The sequence below is a fragment of the uncultured Campylobacter sp. genome (assembly GCF_938039245.1).
Lineage (GTDB): Bacteria > Campylobacterota > Campylobacteria > Campylobacterales > Campylobacteraceae > Campylobacter_A.
The window spans coordinates 1-22,423 of the sequence record NZ_CALHVN010000054.1 but is presented as its reverse complement, the minus strand read 5'-3'; the positions used below and the strand labels follow the sequence as shown (position 1 = coordinate 22,423).

Annotated in this window: 23 protein-coding genes; 18 read left to right on the top strand and 5 right to left on the bottom strand. The window is 45.5% G+C overall.

Features of this window, described 5'->3' with window-relative positions:
* Window positions 1–9: 9 nt before the first annotated feature.
* From Q0218_RS09185 to Q0218_RS09170, 4 genes are all read left to right on the top strand, one after another.
* Window positions 10–1,707: a flagellar hook-length control protein FliK gene (locus Q0218_RS09185; protein ID WP_297968910.1), complete on the top strand. Its 1,698-nt coding sequence runs from the start codon at window positions 10–12 to the stop codon at window positions 1,705–1,707.
* A gap of 2 nt (window positions 1,708–1,709) precedes the next feature.
* The gene (locus tag Q0218_RS09180) at window positions 1,710–1,979 is read left to right on the top strand and encodes a FlhB-like flagellar biosynthesis protein (RefSeq protein ID WP_297968908.1); all 270 of its coding nucleotides are present in this window, start codon (window positions 1,710–1,712) and stop codon (window positions 1,977–1,979) included.
* Window positions 1,980–2,527: 548 nt separating this feature from the next.
* Window positions 2,528–3,091 carry a CheB methylesterase domain-containing protein gene (locus Q0218_RS09175; protein WP_297968907.1) on the top strand — a complete coding sequence of 188 codons (564 nt, stop codon included), beginning with the start codon at window positions 2,528–2,530 and terminating at the stop codon, window positions 3,089–3,091.
* A complete protein-coding gene (locus Q0218_RS09170) occupies window positions 3,084–3,890 on the top strand; it encodes a protein-glutamate O-methyltransferase CheR (RefSeq protein WP_297968905.1) in 807 nt (268 codons plus the stop codon). Before Q0218_RS09175 ends, Q0218_RS09170 begins: the two co-directional genes overlap by 8 nt.
* Before the next feature lie 132 nt (window positions 3,891–4,022).
* On the opposite strand, the gene Q0218_RS09165 is transcribed toward Q0218_RS09170, so the two are convergent.
* Both Q0218_RS09165 and Q0218_RS09160 read right to left on the bottom strand, forming a co-directional pair.
* Window positions 4,023–5,225: an MFS transporter gene (locus tag Q0218_RS09165; RefSeq protein WP_297968903.1), complete on the bottom strand. Its 1,203-nt coding sequence runs from the start codon at window positions 5,223–5,225 to the stop codon at window positions 4,023–4,025.
* A gap of 38 nt (window positions 5,226–5,263) precedes the next feature.
* Complete coding sequence (locus Q0218_RS09160) at window positions 5,264–5,710, bottom strand: copper resistance protein NlpE N-terminal domain-containing protein (protein ID WP_297968900.1); 447 nt, start codon at window positions 5,708–5,710, stop codon at window positions 5,264–5,266.
* Window positions 5,711–5,817: 107 nt separating this feature from the next.
* On the opposite strand from Q0218_RS09160, the gene Q0218_RS09155 reads away from it, so the two are divergent.
* The 3 genes from Q0218_RS09155 (at window position 5,818) to Q0218_RS09145 (ending at window position 7,701) form a co-directional block, all read left to right on the top strand.
* Window positions 5,818–6,738: an SPFH domain-containing protein gene (locus tag Q0218_RS09155; RefSeq protein WP_297968898.1), complete on the top strand. Its 921-nt coding sequence runs from the start codon at window positions 5,818–5,820 to the stop codon at window positions 6,736–6,738.
* A complete protein-coding gene (locus Q0218_RS09150; RefSeq protein WP_297968896.1) occupies window positions 6,735–7,133 on the top strand; it encodes an NfeD family protein in 399 nt (132 codons plus the stop codon). Before Q0218_RS09155 ends, Q0218_RS09150 begins: the two co-directional genes overlap by 4 nt.
* A gap of 61 nt (window positions 7,134–7,194) precedes the next feature.
* Window positions 7,195–7,701 (top strand): endonuclease V, encoded by a 507-nt coding sequence (locus tag Q0218_RS09145; protein WP_297968894.1) that lies wholly within the window; start codon window positions 7,195–7,197, stop codon window positions 7,699–7,701.
* 97 nt (window positions 7,702–7,798) lie between these two features.
* Here Q0218_RS09145 and Q0218_RS09140 read toward each other — a convergent pair whose 3' ends face one another.
* On the bottom strand, window positions 7,799–8,140 hold the full coding sequence (locus tag Q0218_RS09140) for a hypothetical protein (RefSeq protein ID WP_297968892.1): 342 nt from the start codon (window positions 8,138–8,140) through the stop codon (window positions 7,799–7,801).
* A 124-nt stretch (window positions 8,141–8,264) separates the two neighbouring features.
* On the bottom strand, window positions 8,265–8,450 hold the full coding sequence (locus Q0218_RS09135; protein ID WP_297968890.1) for a hypothetical protein: 186 nt from the start codon (window positions 8,448–8,450) through the stop codon (window positions 8,265–8,267).
* Window positions 8,451–8,567: 117 nt separating this feature from the next.
* Here Q0218_RS09135 and Q0218_RS09130 point away from each other — a divergent pair, with 117 nt between their 5' ends.
* From Q0218_RS09130 to Q0218_RS09110, 5 genes are all read left to right on the top strand, one after another.
* Entirely contained in the window at window positions 8,568–9,617 is a 1,050-nt protein-coding gene (locus tag Q0218_RS09130) for a dehypoxanthine futalosine cyclase (protein WP_297968888.1), read from the top strand.
* A complete protein-coding gene (locus tag Q0218_RS09125) occupies window positions 9,617–10,840 on the top strand; it encodes a pitrilysin family protein (protein ID WP_297968886.1) in 1,224 nt (407 codons plus the stop codon). The genes Q0218_RS09130 and Q0218_RS09125 overlap by 1 nt, the downstream gene beginning before the upstream one ends.
* Window positions 10,830–12,743, top strand: coding sequence for a DEAD/DEAH box helicase (locus tag Q0218_RS09120; protein WP_297968884.1), 1,914 nt, complete (start codon window positions 10,830–10,832; stop codon window positions 12,741–12,743). Before Q0218_RS09125 ends, Q0218_RS09120 begins: the two co-directional genes overlap by 11 nt.
* Window positions 12,744–13,240: 497 nt before the next feature.
* The gene (locus tag Q0218_RS09115) at window positions 13,241–13,669 is read left to right on the top strand and encodes an EamA family transporter (RefSeq protein ID WP_297968882.1); all 429 of its coding nucleotides are present in this window, start codon (window positions 13,241–13,243) and stop codon (window positions 13,667–13,669) included.
* Between the two features lie 22 nt (window positions 13,670–13,691).
* Window positions 13,692–14,261 carry a hypothetical protein gene (locus Q0218_RS09110; RefSeq protein WP_297968880.1) on the top strand — a complete coding sequence of 190 codons (570 nt, stop codon included), beginning with the start codon at window positions 13,692–13,694 and terminating at the stop codon, window positions 14,259–14,261.
* A 417-nt stretch (window positions 14,262–14,678) separates the two neighbouring features.
* Here Q0218_RS09110 and Q0218_RS09105 read toward each other — a convergent pair whose 3' ends face one another.
* The gene (locus tag Q0218_RS09105) at window positions 14,679–15,146 is read right to left on the bottom strand and encodes a methylated-DNA--[protein]-cysteine S-methyltransferase (RefSeq protein WP_297968878.1); all 468 of its coding nucleotides are present in this window, start codon (window positions 15,144–15,146) and stop codon (window positions 14,679–14,681) included.
* Window positions 15,147–15,232: 86 nt separating this feature from the next.
* Between Q0218_RS09105 and Q0218_RS09100 the strand changes: the two genes are divergently transcribed.
* From Q0218_RS09100 to Q0218_RS09075, 6 genes are all read left to right on the top strand, one after another.
* Entirely contained in the window at window positions 15,233–17,986 is a 2,754-nt protein-coding gene (locus tag Q0218_RS09100) for a bifunctional aconitate hydratase 2/2-methylisocitrate dehydratase (RefSeq protein WP_297968876.1), read from the top strand.
* A gap of 521 nt (window positions 17,987–18,507) precedes the next feature.
* Window positions 18,508–19,083: a hypothetical protein gene (locus Q0218_RS09095; RefSeq protein ID WP_297968874.1), complete on the top strand. Its 576-nt coding sequence runs from the start codon at window positions 18,508–18,510 to the stop codon at window positions 19,081–19,083.
* A gap of 311 nt (window positions 19,084–19,394) precedes the next feature.
* Window positions 19,395–20,171, top strand: a complete 777-nt coding sequence (locus Q0218_RS09090) for a hypothetical protein (protein WP_297968872.1) — start codon at window positions 19,395–19,397, stop codon at window positions 20,169–20,171.
* Between the two features lie 57 nt (window positions 20,172–20,228).
* Entirely contained in the window at window positions 20,229–21,041 is an 813-nt protein-coding gene (locus Q0218_RS09085; protein WP_297968870.1) for a hypothetical protein, read from the top strand.
* A gap of 259 nt (window positions 21,042–21,300) precedes the next feature.
* On the top strand, window positions 21,301–21,498 hold the full coding sequence (locus tag Q0218_RS09080; RefSeq protein WP_297968868.1) for a hypothetical protein: 198 nt from the start codon (window positions 21,301–21,303) through the stop codon (window positions 21,496–21,498).
* A gap of 82 nt (window positions 21,499–21,580) precedes the next feature.
* Entirely contained in the window at window positions 21,581–22,324 is a 744-nt protein-coding gene (locus tag Q0218_RS09075; protein WP_297968866.1) for a hypothetical protein, read from the top strand.
* Window positions 22,325–22,423: the final 99 nt, after the last annotated feature.

Genomic DNA, 22,423 nt, shown 5'->3' with positions numbered 1-22,423 from the left:
TATAGCCGTATGGAATCAGTAAATAACGCTATAAGCTCGCAAGTCGCGACCCAGGCCGCAGTCGGCGGCGCGCTACCCAAAACAGGCGGAGTAGGCGGCGCAAACGCCGGACAGACGGGTCAGGCGGGCGAAATCAAAAATCTTTTTAAAAATCAGCCCGCGCCCTCGCAAAATTTAGGCTCCGAGGCCGCAGATAACGCCGTAAAGGATTTAGATAAGCTCGTAAATAAGCTTTTAGACGAGCTAAAATCAAGCCCTACGCAGGCCAAAGAGCTAGCCGCGCAAGCTAAAAATCTCCAGCTCTCGCCAAATCTCGCAAAAGATATGAAAAGCCTCGTCGCGCTTGCCGAAAACGAGCCCGACCTAAAGGAATTCGCGCTTAAACTAAAGGAGTTCTTAAAACCCGTCGCCAATCTAAAAAATGCGCCGCTAAACGAGCAGATAAAAAACTCGGGCATCATGTTGGAGGCAAATTTAAAGGACGCGCTAAACGGCAAATTTAACCTACCTAGCGCGATAAATAAGCTGTTTGGTGATATAAAAAATCTCTCAAATCATCAGCTTTTGGAGCAAATTTCAGCCTTGGCTAAGGATGACAGCCTAAGCACGAACGAGAGCTTTGCAAGGCTTGATCAAATTTTACAAAACGCTAAAACCGCTGCCAAAGATACGCTAGCCGGCTCGCCTTTTAAGCAGCTTTTTGAAATCGCTGATAAACTCGAAAACGCGGCTAAATTTATGGATAAACAAGCAAACGCCATGAGCGGCAGCGGGCTAAGCCTAAACGAAAAAACTCTAAACGCCGAGCTAAATAAAGTCTCGCAGCTGCTGGCAAGCGCGGGCGAAAAAATGCAAAATTTAAACAGCGAAAAACTAAGTCAAAACAGAGGCTTTGCTTTAAATTTCGCCGAGCTAAAAAGCGCGGTAAAAGAGCTAACGGACGAGCTTGGCGCGCTTGCGGGCTCGCAGGATAAATTTAACGATTTCGCGCAAAAAATCGTCCGAGACGGCGCGGAAGGAAGCGAGGGTGCAACGCTGCAAGATAAGCTGCAAAATGCGGCCAGAAAGTTAAATTTCGCCTTGCAAATCGCCGATAAAGCGGGCTTTGAAGCAAAAAATAACTTAGGTGAAGTCGGCAAGCTAATCAAACAGCAAAATATCGCTCGCGGCGAGCTTGGCGCAGTGACGCCAAAAAGCGCCGAAGAGACGGCAAAGGTGTTACAAAACGACGTAAAAAGCGCTCTTTTAAACATGCAGTCAAAGTCCCCGGACGCTAGCCCCGTAAAAGACGCCGCCTCAAAGCTGCTCGCTCAAATCGAGATGCACCAGCTAGCCTCCGCGGTAACGGGCGGAGTGCAGACCTATCTGCCTTACGTCTGGGAGGGCGTAGAGGGCGGAAACATCAGGTTTAAGCAGGGCAAAAAGCAAAAACACTACGCGCAAATCGATCTAAATTTTCAAAATTTCGGACAAATTAATATCATGGTGGCGCTTAGCGAAAACAAATACATCGACCTTGCGATTGCGACGCAAAAAGAGGAGTTTAAGGAGCTAATTTTAAGCGGCGCAAAGGAGCTAAAAAGGGCTATCGGCGAGCAGGGGCTGATAGTGTCGAATTTTAGCCTAAAAACTATGCCTAAACTGCGTCTTAGCGGCGTTTACGGCGGTCTGGATAAGCTTGATATGGGATTTGATAAAAAGGCGTAAATTTGGCAAAAGTGCAAAAAACTAAAAAGGCCGTGGCTCTTGGCTACAATCGCCAAAAAGATAACGCCCCTAGGGTGCTAGCTACGGGTTCTGGCGAAGTGGCGAAAAACATCATAAATCTAGCCAAATCTCACGACATCCCGATCAAAGAGGACGCCGATCTAATCGAGGTTCTAAGCAAGGTCGATCTAAACGAGGAAGTCCCGCCAAATCTCTATAAAGCAGTCGCCGAAATCTTTAACTTTTTGTATCAAATGACGAATAAAAAATAGAGCGCTCGCGGCAAAATAGAAGCGAGGGCAGGCTTATTGCAAGTGCAAATTTGAGCGCGAACTAGGAAATTTAAACGAAAAAGACGGTCGGGATAATAGCGATTTTAGCCTTGCCTTTGTTGATCTTATTTTCGGCTCTAGTTTTTGCTAGCGGTAACGGCTCAAAAGGCGCAAACCATCCGAAACACGCGCTAGAAAAAAGTAGTAACGCACGATAAAAAAGAGCCTCATCTAAAGAAAATAAAACCGCCTGCTATCAAGTAAAATTTGGCGAAAATCTCGTAGCAAAAAGCCATAAATTTGAAGATAAATACAAGAAAATGCATAAAATTTAGGTATAAACGCCGAGCTTACAGCTGCTAATCTTGTCGCAAAAATTTGACGACTATTCCGCCGCTACCGCAAGCACAAAAATCTCATCTAAATTTTACCGCGGCATTTAGCTAACATAAAATTATTTGCACTATTTTATGTATTTTGCCTTATAGCTAAATCTAATACAAATAAAGATAAAATAGCCGTAAAATTAACTCAAAAACGGAATAAATTTGAAACAAAAACTGGTCTTAGTCGGCGCCTCGACGGGCGGTCCGGGACATTTAAAAAGGCTTTTTAAAGGACTTGAGCTAAACGGAGCTAGCGTCGTTATCGCGCAGCACATGAGCCTGGCTTTCATCCCTAGTTTTATCTCGCAGTTTAACAAGGAGTGCGCGGCGCAGGTCGTGATGCTGGGCGCGCCCGCGCAGCTAAAAAGCGCGATATATATCTGCGAAAAAAACTCGGAGATAATCTCTGCTAGCCCCCTCATGGCCGGCATGTGCTCGCCGGCAAAGGAGACCACGTACAACCCCAACGTAGACGTGCTTTTTCACTCCGGTGTGCAGGCTTGCAAATTTGCCGACGTCATGGCGATCCTGCTAACTGGCATCGGCGACGACGGTGCGCGCGGGCTAAACGAGCTATATAAAGCCGGCGCTAAATGCATCGCCGAAAGCGAGGAGAGCGCGATCGTCTACGGCATGCCAAAACGCGCGAAAGAAATCAACGCAAATTTAAAGTCGCTACCAATCGGCGGTATAAGAGCGGAACTAGAAAGGTTTTTACATGCTTGAAAATACAAATTTGACGCCCGCTCCCAGCGATGCGGCGGGGCTAAATAAATTCGTCGAAGTCGTCAAAAATATGTGCGGCGTGGATCTGGAGTCCAAAAAGGACATGATAAAGCAGCGCCTAATAAATTTCTGCCAGGCAAACGAAATTCCAAGCTTTGAAGCGTTAAGTTCAAAAGTCGTCGTAGACCGCCTTATGAGGCAAGAAATCGTAAATTTAATCACCACGAACGAGACTTATTTTTACAGAGAGTTGCCGCAGCTACAAGCCGCGATCTACTACGCCAGAGAGGAGCTTGATAGCGTGCGGATACTGTGCGCGCCGTGCTCGACGGGCGACGAGGTATACTCGCTAGGTATGCTCGCGCACTCAAATTTACTCGACGTAAACCGCGTTAGTATCGTGGGTATCGACATAAACTCCGAGGCTATCGATAGCTGTAAAAAAGGCGTTTATAACGAGCGCTCCTTGCACCGCTTAAACGACAATCAAAAAAATATCTACTTCACAAAACGCGACGGCAAGTACGAAATCAAGCGCGAGATGCTGCCTAGATGCGAGTTTAGCGTGGCAAATATCTTTGACGACGCGATCTTTAAGCTAGGCAAATTCGACATCATTTTCTCGCGAAATATGATGATTTATTTTAACGAGGAATTTAAGCTAAAAACGGTCGAGCGCTTTCATAAAATTTTGAGCGATCACGGCAGACTCTACGTCGGACATGCTGATTTAGTGCCGTTTACGACGCTTTATAAAAAGCATATTTCAAACGGAACGACTTATTACGCTAAGGCCTAGGCGAGGTAAATTTGGGTCAAATTCGGCTCAAATTTGCTTAAATTTGACGTAAGCGGACGGCTACGTTTTTGACGCGGACGGTAAATGTGCTCGCTTAAATTTGCCTTGCTAAACCCGCGCCGCAGAGTAAATTTACGCTAGTTCGTCTTTATAAATTTTACGCACGAATATCCAATAAATCGCTCCGGCAAAAAACACGCAGCCTATTAGCGCCGTGATCAGCGGGAGGCTAAGCCCAAGCTCAAAAAGCAGTCCTATACCGCTAGATATCACCGCCGCGACGCCTAGATAAACCATATCGTTATAGGCGATGATGCGGCCGTAAAATGCGGGATCGCACTTTTGCTGGATGAGCGTGTAGGTGTAGCTCCAAAGCGTCGAGGTAAAAAATCCCGCGCAGAAAATCCCGATAAATCCGATATAGAAGTTAAACTGAAGCGCGCTCCACGCGATGACGCCAAGCCCGTGACCGACGTAGATATAGACTAGGTTGGAGTTTGAGACGAATTTGCTAAGCACGAGCGGACCGACGATAAGGGCGACGGCGCGGCAGGCGTTGATATAGCCGATGATGAGCGATGCCGAGAGCAGGCCAGCGTACGGATAGTCGGCTAGCAGAGCTACGAGCGCGTCGTAACTAGTCACGCCCACCACCGCGTGTAGCATGATGAGATGCGCGATGAGCGGATTTTGTTTTACGTATTTTAGGCCGTTTTTTAGCATCTCGCGGACTTTTTCGCCGCCTTTTTTGGCTCGCACGGCGATGTCCGTTTTAAGCAGGACGATAAGCGCCGCGCCGTAAAGAGCGCAGTCAAGCAAAAAGGCGCTTTTGATCCCGAAAAAATGGATATAAATGCCCGCTAGCCCCATGCCTGCGGTATATGAAAACGCCCAGATGAGCGAGTGGATCTCGTTTGCGGTTTTTATCTCGTCTTTGTTTAAAATTTTGGGAAACAGGCTCATCTCGACCTGAAAATAGGTTCCGCCGGCCCCGACTCTGATAAATATTATCGCAAATAGCAGCCACAGCAAGGAGAGCTTATCGATAAAAACGAGCATAAAAACCGTCGCCATCTCTACGACCGTGAGCGCTATTAGCATAGGTTTAGGACTAAATTTATCCACCACAATACCGCTAAAAGGCGATAGCAGCACGCCCGGCACGAAAGCAAGCGCTGCCGCCGCCGTGATAGCCCAAACGGGCGCGTCAAGCTCGATAAGTAGCGTGAAAATGCCCGTGTGCGAGAACCAAACGCCAAAATAACAAATCAGCTGTATGAGCGAGAGGCGCGCGAAAACGGGTTGCGTTTTTAGCAGGTCGATAAATTTATTCATTTTGGCTTCGGGTCAAATTTGAGCGCTAAATTTGCCGCTTAGTTAGCTTCTAGCTTTTTGTAAATGCGCTCCTGGGCGAAATTTTCTTTGATGAAGCTGTTTTGGTTGCTTATCTGGCGTAGCGTATCGCCGTTGATCTCGAAATTTAGCTTTTCGCGGTATTGATTCGTCACGCTTAGGGTGTTGCCCTCTATCTCGTAAATGCCCTTTTGCACCTCTCTTTGCGCGATCTTTTTTTGATAAACGGTGTCGATTTTAAACGTCCCGTCCGCGTTTAGGATTAGCGTGCTTTTTGAGTTTTCGCTACAACCGTCGCAAAACACCTTAGCCTCGTAAACTCCGATCAAATTTTCCTTATCTATTTCGGCGCCGCACGTTTCAAAAACCTCCGTGCCGCCGCATTTTTTGTTATTTACGGCACTTCCGCCGGTCGCACAGCCTGCAAATATCATCGCAGCCGTAGCTAAAAATAAAATATTTTTCATGATTTATCCTTAAAATTTTGGCTAATTATACTAAAAATTTTCCGCTAAAATGGCGAAATTTTAGCAAAAAGCGGCTAGAATGATAAAAAATATTTTAAGGAGTAGTCATGGAAGAGAGCATCCCGTTTATCGTATTTGCCGTGGTCGTGCTGGCCTTCGCGGTCTTGTTTTTAAAAGCCGGTATCAAGATTATCTCGCAGTCTGATATCTACATCGTCGAGCGTTTGGGCAAATTTCACAAGGTGCTTGACAGCGGATTTCACATCATCATCCCTTTTGTCGATCAGATCCGCGCGCAAATCACCGTTAGAGAGCAGCTAGTAGATATCACGAAGCAGCAAGTCATCACCAAAGACAACGTAAATATCAGCGTCGACGGCATCGTGTTTTTAAAGGTCGTAGACGGCAAAATGGCTCTGTATAACGTCGATAGCTATAAGCGCGCGATCGCAAATTTGGCCATGACTACGCTAAGAGGCGAGATAGGTGCGATGAACCTTGATGATACGCTTAGCTCGCGCGACCGCCTAAACTCCGCGCTGCAAAGAGCGCTCGGAGACGCCGCCGATAACTGGGGCGTAAAGATCATGCGCGTCGAGATCTCCGAAATCTCCGTGCCTCAAGGAATCGAAGAGGCGATGAACCTACAAATGAAAGCCGAGCGCGAAAAACGCGCGATCGAGCTAAAAGCGCAGGCTGAAAAAGAGGCACTCATCCGCAACGCCGAGGCGCTAAAACAAGAAAAAGTATTGCAAGCCGAAGCCATCGAGCGTATGGCCGATGCGAAAAAATACGAGCAAATCGCGCTAGCGACGGCTCAAAAAGAGGCGATGGATATGATAAACGAAAGCATGGCGCAAAACGCCAAAGCCGCTGAGTTCCTGCTCGCGCGCGACCGCGTCGGAGCCTTTAACGAGCTAGCCAAAAACGGCTCGAAAGATAAAATTTTAGTGCCTTACGAAGCGACCGAGCTTATCGGCTCTTTAAGCGTTTTAAAGGACTTTTTGGGCGCTAGGGCAGCAAAATGATATCTGCCTACTACATACTGGCTGCGGGCGTGGGGCTAATCATGCTCGAGTTTATGCTGGGCAGCTTTTTCGTGCTATTTTTCGGACTTGGATTTTTGGCGGTCGGAGTTTTGGGATTTTTTGTAGATATCGCTTGGGAGTATCAAATTTTACTCATCGCTATCGTCTCCCTAGTCCTGCTTTTTGCACTCAGAAAGCCGCTAAAGGCCAAATTTAACCAGCACGAAAGCGAGGTCAAAGACGATTTTTTAAACGAGAGCGGCGAGGGCGAGATCAGAGAGGGCATGGTTTATTTTAAAGGTACTTTGTGGCGCTATGACGGAAATTTAGCCGAGGGTGCAAAGGTACGCGTGCTCGGCACCAAAGGCAATAAAGTCGTTTTGGAGAGGGATTAAATTTGAGCTTTTGGGGCGGCTTAATAAGTCGCCTTTTGCCGCTCAAATTTAAAAGATATCGATGAAACTTGCCGTAGATGCGTATTATACGGGAAACAAGGCTAAAGTCGTAGGGGTTTTGTTTGAAAACTTTAGCGACGAAAAGCCGCTCAAAATCATCTCAAAAGTAGTGGACGGCGTAGCGCCCTATGAGAGCGGAAGCTTTTATAAAAGGGAGCTACCGTGCATCGTCTCGCTTTTGCAGGATTTGGATGTGCGGGATATCTCGCTCATCGTGATCGACGGTTTCGTTTATATTGACGACGAGGGCGGATACGGTCTGGGCGGGCATTTATACGAGTGCTTGGAGCGCAGAGTGCAGATCGTGGGTGTAGCTAAATCGCCTTTTAAAGGTAGCTGCAAATTTGTAAGAGAAATTTGCAGAGGCGGTAGCAAAAGGCCGCTTTTTATTAGCGCGATCGGTATGGATGTAGACGAAGCGGCACGGCTAGTAAAGGGGATGAGCGGCGAGTTTAGGATGCCCAGCTTGCTTAAAATTTTAGACGACGAGACTAAAACCGAAATTTAACTACTTTGCAGCGAAATTTAACTTGGTTTTATGTTGCCGGCAGGCGCAAATTTGATGGGGAAATGCGATCAAATTTGACCTTGACCGCATTTAAATTTTAGTGCTTGTGATGAGGGCAGGCGAGCGCTTCGTCGCTTACGCAGCTTTTTTCATGATGAGCGCAACCTTTATGCTGCGCGCAGCCTTGCGCTTTTGCGTCGCATTTTGGGTATAACTTTGATTTGTCGCTCTCGCCGCCGCAGCCGTGACCTTTATCCGCTCCGTGATTTCCGTGATGAGGGCACTCTTTCATCTCTGCGTGAGACTGTGCGCAGCTAGCGTCTTTTATCTGGGTGGCGTGGCGATACTCCTGTGCGTTTTGTTCGGCGGGAGCCGGTTTGTTTGCCGCGCAGCCTACAAAAAATAGCGCCAAAATCGCAGCTAAAACTAAATTTTTCATCTTTTCTCCTTTGATAAAATATCTCGCGATTTTATCAAATTTAAGCTTTATAAATCGGGTTAAATTTAAGCGGGCGGCAAAATGGGTTAAATTTAAAAAGCCGCGGCAAATTTGACGCCGCAGTTTATGCGGGAGAGCGGCTATCTGCGGCAGCACAGACCGTCACGCCCGCCTTGATGACGTCTAGGCACGTCTCAGTTGTCTTTGCGAGCGAGCTTTTTATGGCGCGACGAGACATCGACATAGTAGCTACCGCCAAAAGGGCTAAATTTCTTAGCTTGGCCGCGTTTTTTACGGATTTTAAAATCATTTCTTTTTCCTTTGCGTTGAAGCGCGAAACGATATCCGCAAGAAGTTAAAAAACGCGAATTTATCAAAGATAAAAGCGTTTTTCGCTAAACTCGCGTAAAAAATTTAAAGGAAAAATTTGAATAGACTAAGCGTGGACGAGGCGGTAAATTTGATAGAAAACGCCGAGCTAAACGAGCTTGGAGCGATGGCTTTAGCGCGCAAACGCGAGCTGCATCCTCAGGGCGTCACGACCTTTATCGTAGATAGAAACATCAACTACACGAACGCGTGCTGGGTGGACTGTAAATTTTGCGCGTTTTACCGCGATCACAAGGACGAGGACGCTTATGTACTCGGCTTTGACGAGATCGGGCAAAAGATCGAGGAGCTCATCGCTATCGGCGGGACGCAAATTTTGTTTCAAGGCGGCGTGCATCCGAAGTTAAAAATCGAGTGGGACGAGGATCTCGTGGAGTTTATCGCTAAAAAATACCCAAGCATCACGATACATGGATTTTCAGCGGTCGAGATCGACTATATCGCGAGGATCTCGCGCATTAGCACCAGAGAGGCGCTACGCCGTCTGCGAGAAAAGGGGCTCTACTCGATGCCAGGAGCCGGAGCAGAGATACTTAGCGACCGCGTCCGAGACGTGATCGCGCCTAAAAAATGCGACGTAGAGACTTGGCTGCGCATCCACCGCGAGGCGCACGAGGAAGGGCTAAAGACGACGGCTACGATGATGTTTGGCACCGTCGAAACCACGCGCGAGATCGTGGAGCACTGGGAGCATATCAGGAGCTTGCAGGATGAGACGGGCGGCTTTAGAGCGTTTATATTGTGGAGCTTTCAGGGGCTAAACACGCGCCTAGCCGCCGAACGTCCCGAGATTAAAAAGCAAAGCTCGAATCGCTATTTGCGCCTGCTTGCGGTCTCTAGGCTGTTTTTAGACAACGTACCCAACATCCAAAGCAGCTGGGTCACGCAGGGCAGCTACATCGGGCAGTTGGCGCTACTGTTTGGCGCAAACGACCTAGGCAGCACGATGATGGAGGAAAACGTCGTCAAGGCCGCGGGCGCTAGCTACCGCATGAATCAAGACGAGATGATACGCCTCATCAAAGACATCGGCGAAAAACCCGCCAAACGCAATACAAATTATGACATTTTAGAAAGGTTTTATTGATGAAAATCATAAATTTAAAAGCCGCAAATTTACAAATCCCGACCGTTTACGAGGCTAGCAAAACCCTGCCCGCGGTGAGCCTAAAGCTTATTTTTAAGGTCGCCGGAGCTTGCGCGGAGGAAAAGGCCGGACTTGCTAAATTCGTCGCTAAAATTTTTGACGAAGGAACGCTAAGCAAGGGTGCGGCGGGCTTTGCTAAAGAGCTTGAAACGCGCGCGATTAGTCTTTACGCGAGCGTGGGATTTGAGACCTTTGCGTTTGAGCTAAACTGCCTAAAGGAGCACTTTTCTTTTGCGCTTGCTAAACTAAAAGAGCTTTTAGAGGAGCCCAATTTAAGCCAAAAAAGCTTTGAGAAGGTGCGAACTCTGACTCTGGGCGAGATATCTAGCAACGAGAGCGACTACGACTATCTAGCTAGAGTCGCGCTAAACGGACTGCTGTATCCTGGTACGAATTTAGCAAGGCCTAGCATCGGCACGAAGCAAAGCGTGGAGAGTATCACGCTAGAGGACGTTAAAAATTTCATCGCTAGCAAGCTTGATTTGGCAAATTTATTCGTAGTGCTGGGCGGCGAAGTGGCGCCGGGGGAGCTAAATTTAGACGAGATTTTAAGCCCCTTAAAGGCGGGCAAGCCGCGCGAGCTAAGGCTTTTAAAAACCGATGAAAAATGCGGCGAAAAAGCCATCATCAAACCTAGCGAGCAAGCCTATATTTACTTCGGCGCGCCTTTTGACGTTTCCCGCGAGGAGCGATATAAGGCTAAGGTCGCGACGTTTATTTTGGGCGAAGGCGGCTTTGGCAGTAGACTGATGGAGGAGATCCGCGTAAAGCGAGGGCTGGCGTATTCGGCGTATGCTAGGAGCGAATTTGCGCTCAGCCATTCTCAAATTTGGGGCTATCTACAAACCAAAAACGAAAGCAGGAGCGAGGCGGTCGCGGTCGTGAAAGACGAATTTGCAAAATTCGTCAAAAACGGCGTGAAAGCCGGCGAGCTAGCGCAGGCTAAAAGATTTTTGTTAGGCTCGCAGCCGCTACGCCAAGAGACGCTTTTTAACCGCTTAAACATCGCTCAGAGCGAGTTTTATAACGGCTTTAAACTAGGAAATTTTAAAGACGAGCTAGAAAAAATCTCGAAGCTAAAGCTTGCTGAGCTAAACGCGTTTATCGCGGAGCATGCGGAGATAGAAAAGCTCAGTTTTGCCGTGCTTTACAATGAAATTTGATGAAAAAGACAGAATAAATCTAAAAAAAATCGGCGTAACCACTCTGCTCGACCTCGCGCTTAAGCTTCCTAAAAGCTTTGAGGATACGAGCCTGGCCGCCGCACCAAAAGACGGGCACGTGAGCGTCGCCGTAGAGATAAAAAGCGCGTATCGCCAAGGCGGAATGCTGCACGCCGTATGCTGGTGCGAGGCGTGGGAGCAAAACGCCAAAATCGTAATTTTTAACGCCAAGCCTTGGCATCACGGCGCATTTAAGGTCGGCAAAAGCGTGTTCGTGAGCGGCAAATGCGCCTACGCCTACGGCTCGTGGCAGCTAACCAATCCCAAAATCGTCACGAAAATAAACGAAATCATACCCAAATACAAGCTCTCTCTCAGAGACGATTCGTTTAAAAATTTGATCCAAAAATACGTAAATTTGCCCAATTTGCTTGAGGCTGGACTTGCGCCTAAGGAGGCCGAGTTTTTGCTAGATCTGCACAGAGGAGACGAAAAAAGCGTGGCGATGCTGGACGCACTCGTGCGAGAAAAAGCGGGCGAAGAGGTGCTAAAATTCGTTGAAATTTACAACTACCTAAAAAAGCTAAACGCTAAAAAAACTCACTTTAAGGCGCCTAAAATCAATCTTTTTGATATCTCTTTGTGGCTTAAAAATTTGCCGTTTGCGCCGACTTCCGACCAGCTAAACGCTATCGCCGATTTGCGAGCGGACTTTATCGGCAAAGATGCGGTGCGACGCGTCGTGATGGGTGATGTGGGCAGCGGCAAGACGCTCGTTATGCTAGCTGCCGCGCTTAGCGTCTATCCCGGCCCTGCGCTCATCATGGCGCCCACGTCGATACTAGCCGAGCAAATTTACGCCGAGGCGGCGCGTTTGCTGCCTGATTTTATGCGGGTTTTGCTTGTTAAAAGCGGCGACAAGCCCGAATTTGACGGCGTAAATCTCATCATCGGCACGCACGTTTTGCTCTATCAAAGCTTGCCCGCAGCGCCGCTTGTTATGATAGACGAGCAGCACCGTTTCGGCTCAAATCAACGCGAGAAAATCAACGCTCTAGCTAGCGGAGGGCTTGGGCAAGACCCGCAGCTTGACGAGGCGGACGGCGAATTTGACGGCGGCGAGCAGGTAAATTTGACCGCAACCGCACCCGAAAAAGGAAATAAGCAAGCAAAAGCGGCGAATGAGACTAGATCTCACGTGGTACAGTTTTCGGCGACGCCGATCCCGCGCACGCTAAGTATGATACAAAGCAGCTTTGCGGAGTTTAGTTTCCTGCGGCAGATGCCTTTTGAAAAGCGCATCCACACGCAAATTTTACAAAGCGCGGACTTTGGCGAGCTACTGACGCATATCAAAGCACAAATCGCTAAAGGCAAGCAAGTCGCCGTGATATACCCGCTCGTAGAGGGCAGCGAAAGCTCGAACTACCAGGGGCTAGAGGAGGCGCAGGGGTTTTGGCGGGCAAATTTTGCAAACGTCTACGTCACGCACGGCAAAGACAAAGAAAAAGAGCAAGTTCTGCGCGAATTTCGCGAGCGCGGAGACGTGCTGCTATCGACGACGGTGGTCGAGGTCGGCATCTCGCTGCCAAGGCTTAGCACTATCGTGATCGTGGGTGCGGAAAGGCTAGGGCTAGCAAGCCTGCATCAGTTGCGCGGACGAGTAGGGCGAAACGGCGGGAGCGGATTTTGCTTTTTGTTTACGAAGCTTAAAAATCCGCCGTCGCGACTGAGGGAGTTTTGCCAGACGCTGGACGGCTTTAAGATCGCCGAGATAGACCTCAAAAATCGCCAAAGCGGCGACATCCTAAACGGCGCGTTTCAGCACGGCGCGATGTTTGAATACTACGACTACGAAGAGGACATCACGCAAGCGGCTAAAGATAGGGCGGGGCTTGGGTAAAAAGCGATTTAACGCTAATTTCAAGGCCTTAAATTGCGTATTTTTGATTAGACAAAATTTTATAAGGGCCTTAAATTTAGCCTGTTTGGATTGCTTGATATATGCCGAGAATTGACGCATTTTAGTGACTTTCGCGGATTCTTATGGCTGCCGGCTAAAATTTAAAACCGCTAGTAAGCCGCCAAATTTCACTCGGCCTTTTGATATTTCAAGTCGCGTTTTGCGCTGCTTGCGTAAATTTTAGGACTAAAATTTACTCGGTATCGCGTTTTTGGTATTTGATTTTACTCGGCACGCCGCAAGTAGATTTAAGTTTGCTGCGATTTTTAGTTTTAAATTTGACGGTACTTGCGACCTTGTAAATACTGCGCGGCTAAATCGCGCGCTAAAAAAGGCCGCATGATTTAGCTTGATTTAAGCTATTTTTTGATTCTACCGCCTCGATGCCTGCCCTAAATTTATCCAAATCAGACTATAATCGCAAAAAAGGATAAATCATGCAAGAGTGGGCTTTATGGGCGCTAGCTTCGGCGGTTTTTGCCGCGCTTACGGCGATCTTCGCCAAGGTCGGGCTTGAGGGCGTGGACTCAAATTTCGCGACCTTTATCAGGACGCTGGTTATCGCTGCGGCGCTGATTTTGTTTCTAACCTATGCCAAAAAGTGGCAGCCGCTTGGTGAGCTTGGCGCGCGAAACTGGGTATTTTTGGCGCTTAGCGGACTTGCGACGGGCGCGTCGTGGCTGGCGTATTTTAAGGCGCTTCAGATAGGCTCTGCGTCGCAGGTAGCGCCCATAGATAAGCTTAGCGTCGTTTTGGTTGTTGTTTTTGCGGTTGTATTTTTGGGCGAGCGCCCGAGCGCGCGAGAGTGGATCGGTATCGCGCTGATCGCTAGCGGCGTGTTTACGCTGGCTTTTGCGGATAAATAGTATCAAGTAACGGGAGCTAAATTTGGAGAAATTTAAAGAAAAAATCAAAAACTCGTATTTGTATGTAGTTTTTATAAAAAGGGGATTTTACGGTAACGGCTCTGCCTTAAGAAGTATCTTTTCGGCATTTTTGATGGCTATGGTTGGTTTGTGTCTTACTTTGATCCTGTTTGTTATCAAGGATATGGTCTTTTATAGCGATTATAAACCGCTAAACGAACTCGCGAAAAACATAGGGACGGTGGAGTCCGCAAACTACGGTCTAAAAGGCGACGGAAAGCTAAAACTGAGGCTAGACGACGGCTCGGCGGTATCATACTACATAGACAGCAGAGATGACGATAAATATAGACCGCTCATAAAAAAGAGGGCGGTTATATATAGCAAGGTAATGCCGCTAGGCAACGAAATCTTGCAGCTAGAAGATGATGCAGGCAAGGTTTACGTCAAATATAGCTACGAAGATGAACTGCAAACGCCCCAGAAAAACATGGATCTCATCTACGCATGCTTAAAAATAGCCGCCTTTTTTCTATTTATAGTGTGGTTTTTAAATCGTAGAGATCTCACGCAAGCCAAGGGTAAAAAGTAAAATTTAGCGGTATGCGCCGGTTTAAGAGATGTTTTTGGCTGTTGTTTTTTAAGCGGGGTTTTGGACGATAAATTTTGCTATTTTTGAAATTTTACTGCCTGGCAAGATGGCGCAAAAAGCCAAGGCGGCGCGGTTTTCGGTCAAATTTGCGTTTTTTGTTTGCGGTTTAAATTTGCTTTTGCCTTTTTGCAGATATATTTCTGCCTCAAATTTACCGGCGACTTTGTATTTAAATTTGAGTTTTGAAACGGGCTGAGTTTATTTGCTTGCTAGATTTGGGTTTCGGCAAATTTACCTCGCATTTTGCCGACTAAAAACGGTGCCGCGCTTCGTGTAGTCAGGCTTAAGTTTAACTAAAATTAAGCCGTCAATTTTGCGCTTGTTTGGATGAATTTACACCGTTAAATTTTAAAGATGCTAAACTTTATCTTTAAATTTCGCTTCATGCTCCAAAAGCCAAATTTTAGTCGCCAGCCCTTCGCCGCCGCTGTATCCGCCAAGGCCGTTTGAGGCGACGACTCTGTGGCAAGGCACGATGATTGGGATTTTGTTTTTTGCGTTTGCCGAGCCTGCCGCGCGAAACGCCCTCGGTCGCCCCGTTATCGCTGCCAGCTGGGCGTACGTGACGCGCTGCCCGAAAGGAATCTTTTGCAGATTTTCGTAAACGCACCTTTGAAACGCCGTGCCGCCGATATTTAGCCGCGTTTTAAAGGTTTTAAGCTCACCTTTAAAATAGCTTTCAAGCTCGCTTAAGCAAAGCTTTAAATTTGCATCCGTTACGTCCGTGCGGACGAATTCTCGCACGAAATTTATCTCGCAAACTCCGCTCTCGTCGCCGCAAATCTCCAAAACGCCGATAGGCGAGTTAAAATACACTTTTTGCATCGTAATTCCTTAAAATCAAGTGCTTAAATTTAGCCAAATTTCGCTTTGTTTTGCTAAAATTACGTAAATTTTAATAAGGATAAAAGATGGACTTTTTCACGCAGTACGAAAAACACGTAAAAGAGCGCGAGGCCCTAGGCGTGCCGCCGCTACCGCTAAATGAGGAGCAAACGAGGGGGGTTTGCGAGCTTTTAAAGCTTGAAAGCGCACACGAGAGGGAGTATCTAGGCTTACTTTCAGGACGCGTACCGCCGATGGAGCCGGGCGGTGAGGGCGAAGCGATTATCGCCGCAAGGCTAGATGAAAATCAAAAGAGGATAAAGCGGCTCGTAAATTTACTCGCAAATCGCGTAAATCCGGGCGTAGACGACGCGGCGAAGGTAAAGGCGGAGTTTTTAAACGAGATTATAAATCACGGGCTTGAGATAAGCGGCCTTGACAAAATCGCCGCCGTAAATTTACTGCGGCCGATGCTTGGCGGATACAGCGTCATCGTGCTGCTTAAGAGCCTAAAAAACGCCGACGAGGCCGTGGCGCAGGCCGCCTGTAACGCGCTAAAAGAGACGATTTTCGTGCATGATTATTTTAACGACGTAGCGCAGCTTGCTAAAACCAATAAATTTGCGCTAGAAGTTCTGCGCTCGTGGGCGGAAGCGGAGTGGTTTAAGGCGCGTGAGTGCCTGCCTGGGCGTATTAGAGCGGCGATTTTTAAGGTCGCCGGCGAAACCAACACCGACGATCTAAGCCCTGCCAGCGAGGCCTATACGCGCTCGGATATCCCGCTGCATGCAAACGCGATGCTAGTTAAGCGTCAGCCAGGCAGTCTAGAGACGATCGGCGAGCTCAAAAAAAGCGGGCTCGAGGTCGTCTACGCAGGTGACGTCGTGGGTACGGGCAGTAGCCGAAAGAGCGGCATAAACTCCATCCAGTGGCACCTCGGGCGCGAGATAGAGGGCGTGCCGAATAAAAAAACGGGCGGCATCGTCATAGGAACGGCGATCGCGCCGATATTTTTCAACACCGCCGAGGATAGCGGCGCGCTACCGATCGTAGCCGACGTGAGCGCGCTAGAAACGGGCGACGTCGTCGATATCTACCCGTACGCGGGCGAGATCTTACGCGTCGGGCGGGTAAATTTGAGCGCCGATGGCAAATTTGACGCGGTTTCAATTTACGGCGAAGCTAAATTTGAAAATTTAAACGAAAATGCCAAGCCCGAAGGCGAGTCCGTCGCTCGTTTTACGCTTGCGCCAAACACCATATTTGACGAGATCATAGCGGGCGGGCGCATACCGCTCATCATCGGCCGCTCGCTCTGCGCGAAGGCCAGGGCGGCGCTAAATTTGGGCGCGGAGGATATATTTGCGAAGCCCGCGCAGCCGCAAACAAACGAGAGCGAGGGCTACACGCTAGCGCAAAAGATCGTGGGCAAGGCCTGCGGCGTGCAGGGCGTTAGAGCCGGGCAGTACTGCGAACCGGCAACCCTAACCGTAGGCTCGCAGGATACTACCGGGCCGATGACGCGCGACGAGATCAAGGAGCTGGCAAGCCTCGGATTTTCGGCAGATTTTGTTTTGCAGAGCTTTTGTCACACGGCGGCCTACCCAAAGCCTAGCGACCTTGAAACGCAAAGGACGCTGCCTAAATTTATGAGCTCGCGCGGCGGAGTGAGCCTAAGGCCAGGCGACGGCGTCATACACTCGTGGCTAAACCGCATGGTGCTGCCCGACACCGTGGGCACGGGCGGCGACAGCCATACGCGATTTCCTATCGGCGTGAGTTTTCCTGCGGGTAGCGGGCTGGTTGCGTTTGCGGCGGTGTCCGGGGCTATGCCGCTAAATATGCCAGGCTCTGTGCTCGTGCGATTTAGCGGGCGACTGCAAAGGGGCGTGACGCTGCGCGATCTGGTAAATGCGATCCCATACTACGCGATCAAGCGCGGACTGCTTACGGTCGAAAAGAAGGGCAAGAAAAACGTATTTGCAGGTAAAATTTTAGAGATCGAGGGGCTGGAGGAGCTAAAAGTCGAGCAGGCGTTTGAGCTAAGCGACGCTTCTGCCGAGCGCTCTGCGGCGGCCTGCGCGGTAAATTTGAGCGAGCAGAGCGTCTGCGAATACGTCCGCTCAAACGTCGCTCTCATCGAGGCTATGATAGAGGCGGGGTATGAGAGTAGGGCTAGCCTGGAGCGCCGCGCGGCAAAAATGCGCGAGTGGCTAGCGGCGCCTAGCTTGCTGCGAGCCGACAAAAACGCGCGCTACGCCGAGGTGATCGAGATAAATTTAGATGAGATCACTGAGTCCATCCTAGCCTGCCCAAACGACCCCGACGACGTCGCGACTCTGAGCGAAATTTTGGCTAGTAGCTCGCGCCCGCATAAGATCGACGAGGTGTTTGTGGGTAGCTGTATGACCAATATCGGCCACTACCGCGCGCTAGGCGAGGCTCTGCGGGGGCTTGGGACGCTGCCCACTCGCCTTTGGATCGCACCGCCTACAAAGATGGATCAGGCGCTGCTAGAAAAGGAGGGCTACTACGATATTTTCCGTGCAGTGGGTGCTCGCACGGAGGTGCCGGGCTGCTCGCTTTGTATGGGTAACCAAGCCCGCGTGAACGACGGCGCGACCGTGTTTTCGACCTCGACGAGAAATTTTGATAACCGAATGGGCATGGATGCGCGCGTGTATCTCGGCAGCGCCGAGCTAGCGGCCGTTTGCGCCGTGCTAGGCAGGCTACCTAGCGTCTCAGAATACATGAACATAGTGCCCCAAAAGCTTGCGGGCAAAGAGGCGCAGATCTACCGCTATCTAAATTTTAACGAGATAGAAAATTTTAAAATTTAGCGATTTGGAGGCGGAAATTTCGGCGTTAGCTTCGTTGCAAATTTTGCCAAAAACGGTTAAATTTGCGGCGTGCGGGTCGTTTACGGATAGACGGCCCGGCTCTTGCTACGACGGCAATATCGCTAGGCGCGAAAAACCCACCGACAATATCTTCTCTTGTGCGAATTTTAGACGACTTTTGGGTCTTTAAGTGGCGTAATCTTTGCTAAATTAAACAATACCGTAATATTTTAAACGAGACCGAATATATAAATAAGGACGATACATTTTAGCTTAGCGGTAAAAACGGCAACAGTAAGACAAGGTGGCTAAAATGAGCTATTTAGAGGCCTTAAATAGGGCTTAGGATATAAAACTATAAAAATAGAGTTGCGCATTTTAAAGCGTTTCCTTTTGAAACGATTATACTAAATGACAATTTGGATTTAATAGCTGTTTAAGATTATCGATAGTAACATATTATTATTAAATATTTTAAATTTGTTTTAGTTGTTTAAAAATATGATTTAAAGGAACAAAATTTGAACGCAGTAGATAATCAGACGCAAAATTTAAACTACAATCCTCACAATCCAAATTTGACAAATCCCAGCTCAAAGAAATTTGCGAGGGATTACGATAAGGAGCCGCTGGTTATCAAAAGCTACGAGAGATTGTTTATCGTCACGCTTCCGGTCTCGTCTTTATTTTTTGCCGGCGTATTAGCATGTTTTGTTCGAGATTTTATTGACGGCTATACGAGCGATTATAAGGACCTTTATATAGTCCCTGTTATGTTTTTGTATACACTTGCTTGGTATTTATTCCTTATGATTTTTAATAAACACGAAATAAAATTTACAAATAAATACATAGACTTTATAGTAAACGGTAAAGTTAAAAGAAGGTGCTTGGTAAAAAGTGAAGATATGAGTAGGCCGTTTTTTCTGCATGATAATTTTAGTAAAGATAAAAAGATTGGAAATGAGATTTTTCTTTATATTATATTTATCGGATCCGTTATTTTTTTCAGATGGCCTAGCCATAACTTTGTTTTTCTTTATGTATGTGTCAAATATTTTTATAAAAATTTGCTTTTATGCAGTTATAAACTGTAGCTTGAAAGGCTTTAAAATATTTCCGTTTCTTAAGGTTGCAGAGCCTTCTTATCCTTACTATATTCATAGAGTCAACTTTTTTTAGTAGATATTACTTGGTTTATCTGTATAAGGAGAAAATTTATATGGAAATCAAAGAATATTTTTTACAAAAAGATATAGACATCGATAATGTTAGAAAAAGTTATTATTTTATGTAGGAGAATATCATGACAAGAGAAGAAGTCGCAAAAGTTGAGCTCGATGAAGCTTACGAGAGATTATTAAAAAATGTCGGCTAGGAAAGCCAAAGATACAAAAAGGAACAAAATTTGAACGCAGCAGACAATCAGACGCAAAATTTAAACTACAATCCTCACAATCCAAATTTGACAAATCCCGGCTCAAAGAAATTTGCGAGGGATTACGATAAAGAGCCGCTGGTTATCAAAAGCTACGAGAGGTTTTTTGCGTACACTATTTTCTTTGTACCTATGATGTTAGCCGGCTTATTCATATACCTTTTTACAGATTATGGAGCTTACACGAGCAAAGAGGAATATATTTCGTTAGCGTCGGTTATATCGGCGGTAACCGCCGTGGTATACTTTTTTACGGCGGTGCGTGCTAAACACGAGGTTAAATTTACAAATAAACACATAGAGTTTATAAGCAACGGCATCGTCAAAAGGAGATGCTGGATAGACAAAGAAGAATTAGGACTTTGTTTTACTCTTGACGGATTTAATGAGGGGAGACTGAAGATGCCGGTAAGTGATAACATATTTTTCTTAGTTATGGCTTTGATGATGCTCATTGCCTGGCAAGGTATGGCTATAGCGATGGTTTTTTTTATGTATTTGGGCAATGTAATCTTTAAACTAATCATCTATCTATTTTTAAACAAAAGCTTAAGAGGCTTTAGATTTTTACCGTTTTTAAGGGTCGCAGTGCCATGGTACGGCAATAATTTCAAAGCATTTCCAATTAGTATGAAATATTTTTCCATCTATATTTACAACGAAAAAGTTTATGAGGAGATTTGGCGGTGGTTTTTGCAAAACGGCGTTAATATTGACCGTGTTAAGCGAAACTATATGTTTATATAATTAAGGAGCATAAAATGACAAGAGAAGAGACAACCAAGAATACAAAAGGGAGTAAATTTGAACTCAGCAGATAACCAGGCTCAAAATTTAAACAACAATCCCCACAATCCAAATTTGACAAATTCAGGCTCAAAGAAATTTTCGAGGGATTATGATAAAGAGCCGCTGGTTTTGCGGGATTACAGTAGAGAAATGTTGATTCACGATTTTTTAAATTTAATATTTTTCCTTATTTATTTTATTTTTGCTCTTGTAATACAAGACCACATCAAATTTGGTCAATTTGATGAAATAATAAGAAAAATTCGTATCTTATTTTTGGTGCTTGTGGGATTTTTATTTATTTCTTATTTGATAACTATATTTTTAAAAGAACGCTATGTTTTACTTTCAAATGATTTGCAAGCGATATATTACGATAACGATTTAAAAATACGCAAAATATATAGCTTAATTGGAGGTATAGAATTTTCATCATTTTTATATACTATACCTAGTGAAAAATTCATGACAATATATCCTATTTTAATTCTATCAATAGGTGGTTTTATATTTACTTTTGATAGCGAATTTATAGTAGGTTTATTTATTTATGTTTTTGTTTTATTTTTGGCAATTATATACGATATTCTATTTCGTATGTTGCTTTATAAAAAATCAAATGAAAATCTTACAAATTTTTGGAAATATTCGCAAAAATTTGTGATTAGAATAGGTTGGGATTATGGTATAAGGATTGTTACTGTCGGTGCAACAATCTGTTTTTTTAATCAAAAAGACCACGATTTACTAAAAGAATATTTTTTAATAAAATTTCATGTAAATTTAGATATGGATATAAAAGGCGTTGAAAGTATAAAATTTTTTTAATAAAGGAGATGACAAATGGGTAATTCGGACGAAAGAATTAGTGGAGCTACTAGTGAGCTAAACAGGGCAGAAGAGAGATTATTGTATTCTTTTGGGTTAAGTGATGAGATAATCAATTATTTCTCAGACTTGTTAAAGGGCGGTCAGATAAATTGTGGCAACTACTTTTCAATTCGATACTATTAAGAGACTATCAACACCGTGTATTTTGATCACGATAACAACGGTTTTAAAGAAGCAACCGCTTGGATAGAAAAGGATGACGGGACTGCTGGCGCTAGATAAAAACGGTAACGGTAAGATAGATAACGGTAACGAACTGTTTGGAAATCATACGGTATCAAATACTACTTACGGTTATACGGATGATAAGGCTGTAAATGGGTATAAATTTTTTAAGATGTTTCCTTTTAAAACGATTACACTAAATGATAATTTGGATTTAATATCCATTTAAGATTATCGATAGTAAGATTTCATTATTAAATATTTTAAATTTGTTTTAGTTGTTTAAAAAATATGATTTAAAGGAATAAAATTTGAACACAGTATACAATCAAGCACAAAATTTAAACTACAATCCTCACAATCCAAATTTGACAAATCCCGGCTCGAAGAAATTTGTGAGGGATTACGATAAAGAGCCGATAATTGTGAAGTATCATGCAATAACTTTAAATGCTATTATAGGCGGTATAATTATAGCTGCTACTTTAGCTATGGCTATAAGCGGCAAATTTAGTATATTTCAAATACTGTTTTTAGTATTTTTGTGTTTTAATTATCCCCTTAATTCATTATCAAAGTACTCAAATTTAGGCAAATGCTATGTAAGATTTAAAAATAACGAAATTGAACTTTTTTCTGCAAAGGATGATTTGGTTTTAAGCTCGATAAAATTATCTAAAAATTTGACGATAAAAAGAACCACCGGGCCGTCTTATTTGGAAATCCCTAAAAAGATAAAATATCTATGTCTTATCATAATATCAATATATGTTTTTATGGCTTTTTTCGTTTTAACGGTAATTAGAGGCGAGGAGCAGCATTTTTGGTATATTTTCGGTGTGATAATTTCTATCGCGATACTGCCGCTAATGTTTTATAGGCTTTTTAATGGTCTAGGATTAGACATCATTCACGATAGCGTGATAATATTAGGTGAAACAGCTGTTATAGAGGCATCGGTTTTAACAAGGAGGGAGTATTTTCTTTTAAGAGGTTATTTTTTAACTAAAATCAGTAAAGATATAGAAAAAATCGAACCGGAGATTTTTGTATAATTTTAAGGCCTTTTTAATTTAAACTTAGGTAAGGCAGGATAAAACTATGGTCTTGTAAGTAACAAGTATAGCGAAGCCAAAAATAAGCATATAGTCCGT

Coding starts and splice junctions, on each gene's coding strand:
- Q0218_RS09125 (WP_297968886.1), top strand. CDS start 9,617: ATGAAAATCATAAATTTAAAAGCCGCAAATTTACAAATCCCGACCGTT.
- Q0218_RS09160 (WP_297968900.1), bottom strand. CDS start 5,710: ATGAAAAATATTTTATTTTTAGCTACGGCTGCGATGATATTTGCAGGC.
- Q0218_RS09140 (WP_297968892.1), bottom strand. CDS start 8,140: ATGAAAAATTTAGTTTTAGCTGCGATTTTGGCGCTATTTTTTGTAGGC.
- Q0218_RS09145 (WP_297968894.1), top strand. CDS start 7,195: ATGAAACTTGCCGTAGATGCGTATTATACGGGAAACAAGGCTAAAGTC.
- Q0218_RS09115 (WP_297968882.1), top strand. CDS start 13,241: ATGCAAGAGTGGGCTTTATGGGCGCTAGCTTCGGCGGTTTTTGCCGCG.
- Q0218_RS09185 (WP_297968910.1), top strand. CDS start 10: ATGGAATCAGTAAATAACGCTATAAGCTCGCAAGTCGCGACCCAGGCC.
- Q0218_RS09170 (WP_297968905.1), top strand. CDS start 3,084: ATGCTTGAAAATACAAATTTGACGCCCGCTCCCAGCGATGCGGCGGGG.
- Q0218_RS09100 (WP_297968876.1), top strand. CDS start 15,233: ATGGACTTTTTCACGCAGTACGAAAAACACGTAAAAGAGCGCGAGGCC.
- Q0218_RS09165 (WP_297968903.1), bottom strand. CDS start 5,225: ATGAATAAATTTATCGACCTGCTAAAAACGCAACCCGTTTTCGCGCGC.
- Q0218_RS09080 (WP_297968868.1), top strand. CDS start 21,301: ATGACGGGACTGCTGGCGCTAGATAAAAACGGTAACGGTAAGATAGAT.
- Q0218_RS09135 (WP_297968890.1), bottom strand. CDS start 8,450: ATGATTTTAAAATCCGTAAAAAACGCGGCCAAGCTAAGAAATTTAGCC.
- Q0218_RS09105 (WP_297968878.1), bottom strand. CDS start 15,146: ATGCAAAAAGTGTATTTTAACTCGCCTATCGGCGTTTTGGAGATTTGC.
- Q0218_RS09155 (WP_297968898.1), top strand. CDS start 5,818: ATGGAAGAGAGCATCCCGTTTATCGTATTTGCCGTGGTCGTGCTGGCC.
- Q0218_RS09120 (WP_297968884.1), top strand. CDS start 10,830: ATGAAATTTGATGAAAAAGACAGAATAAATCTAAAAAAAATCGGCGTA.
- Q0218_RS09150 (WP_297968896.1), top strand. CDS start 6,735: ATGATATCTGCCTACTACATACTGGCTGCGGGCGTGGGGCTAATCATG.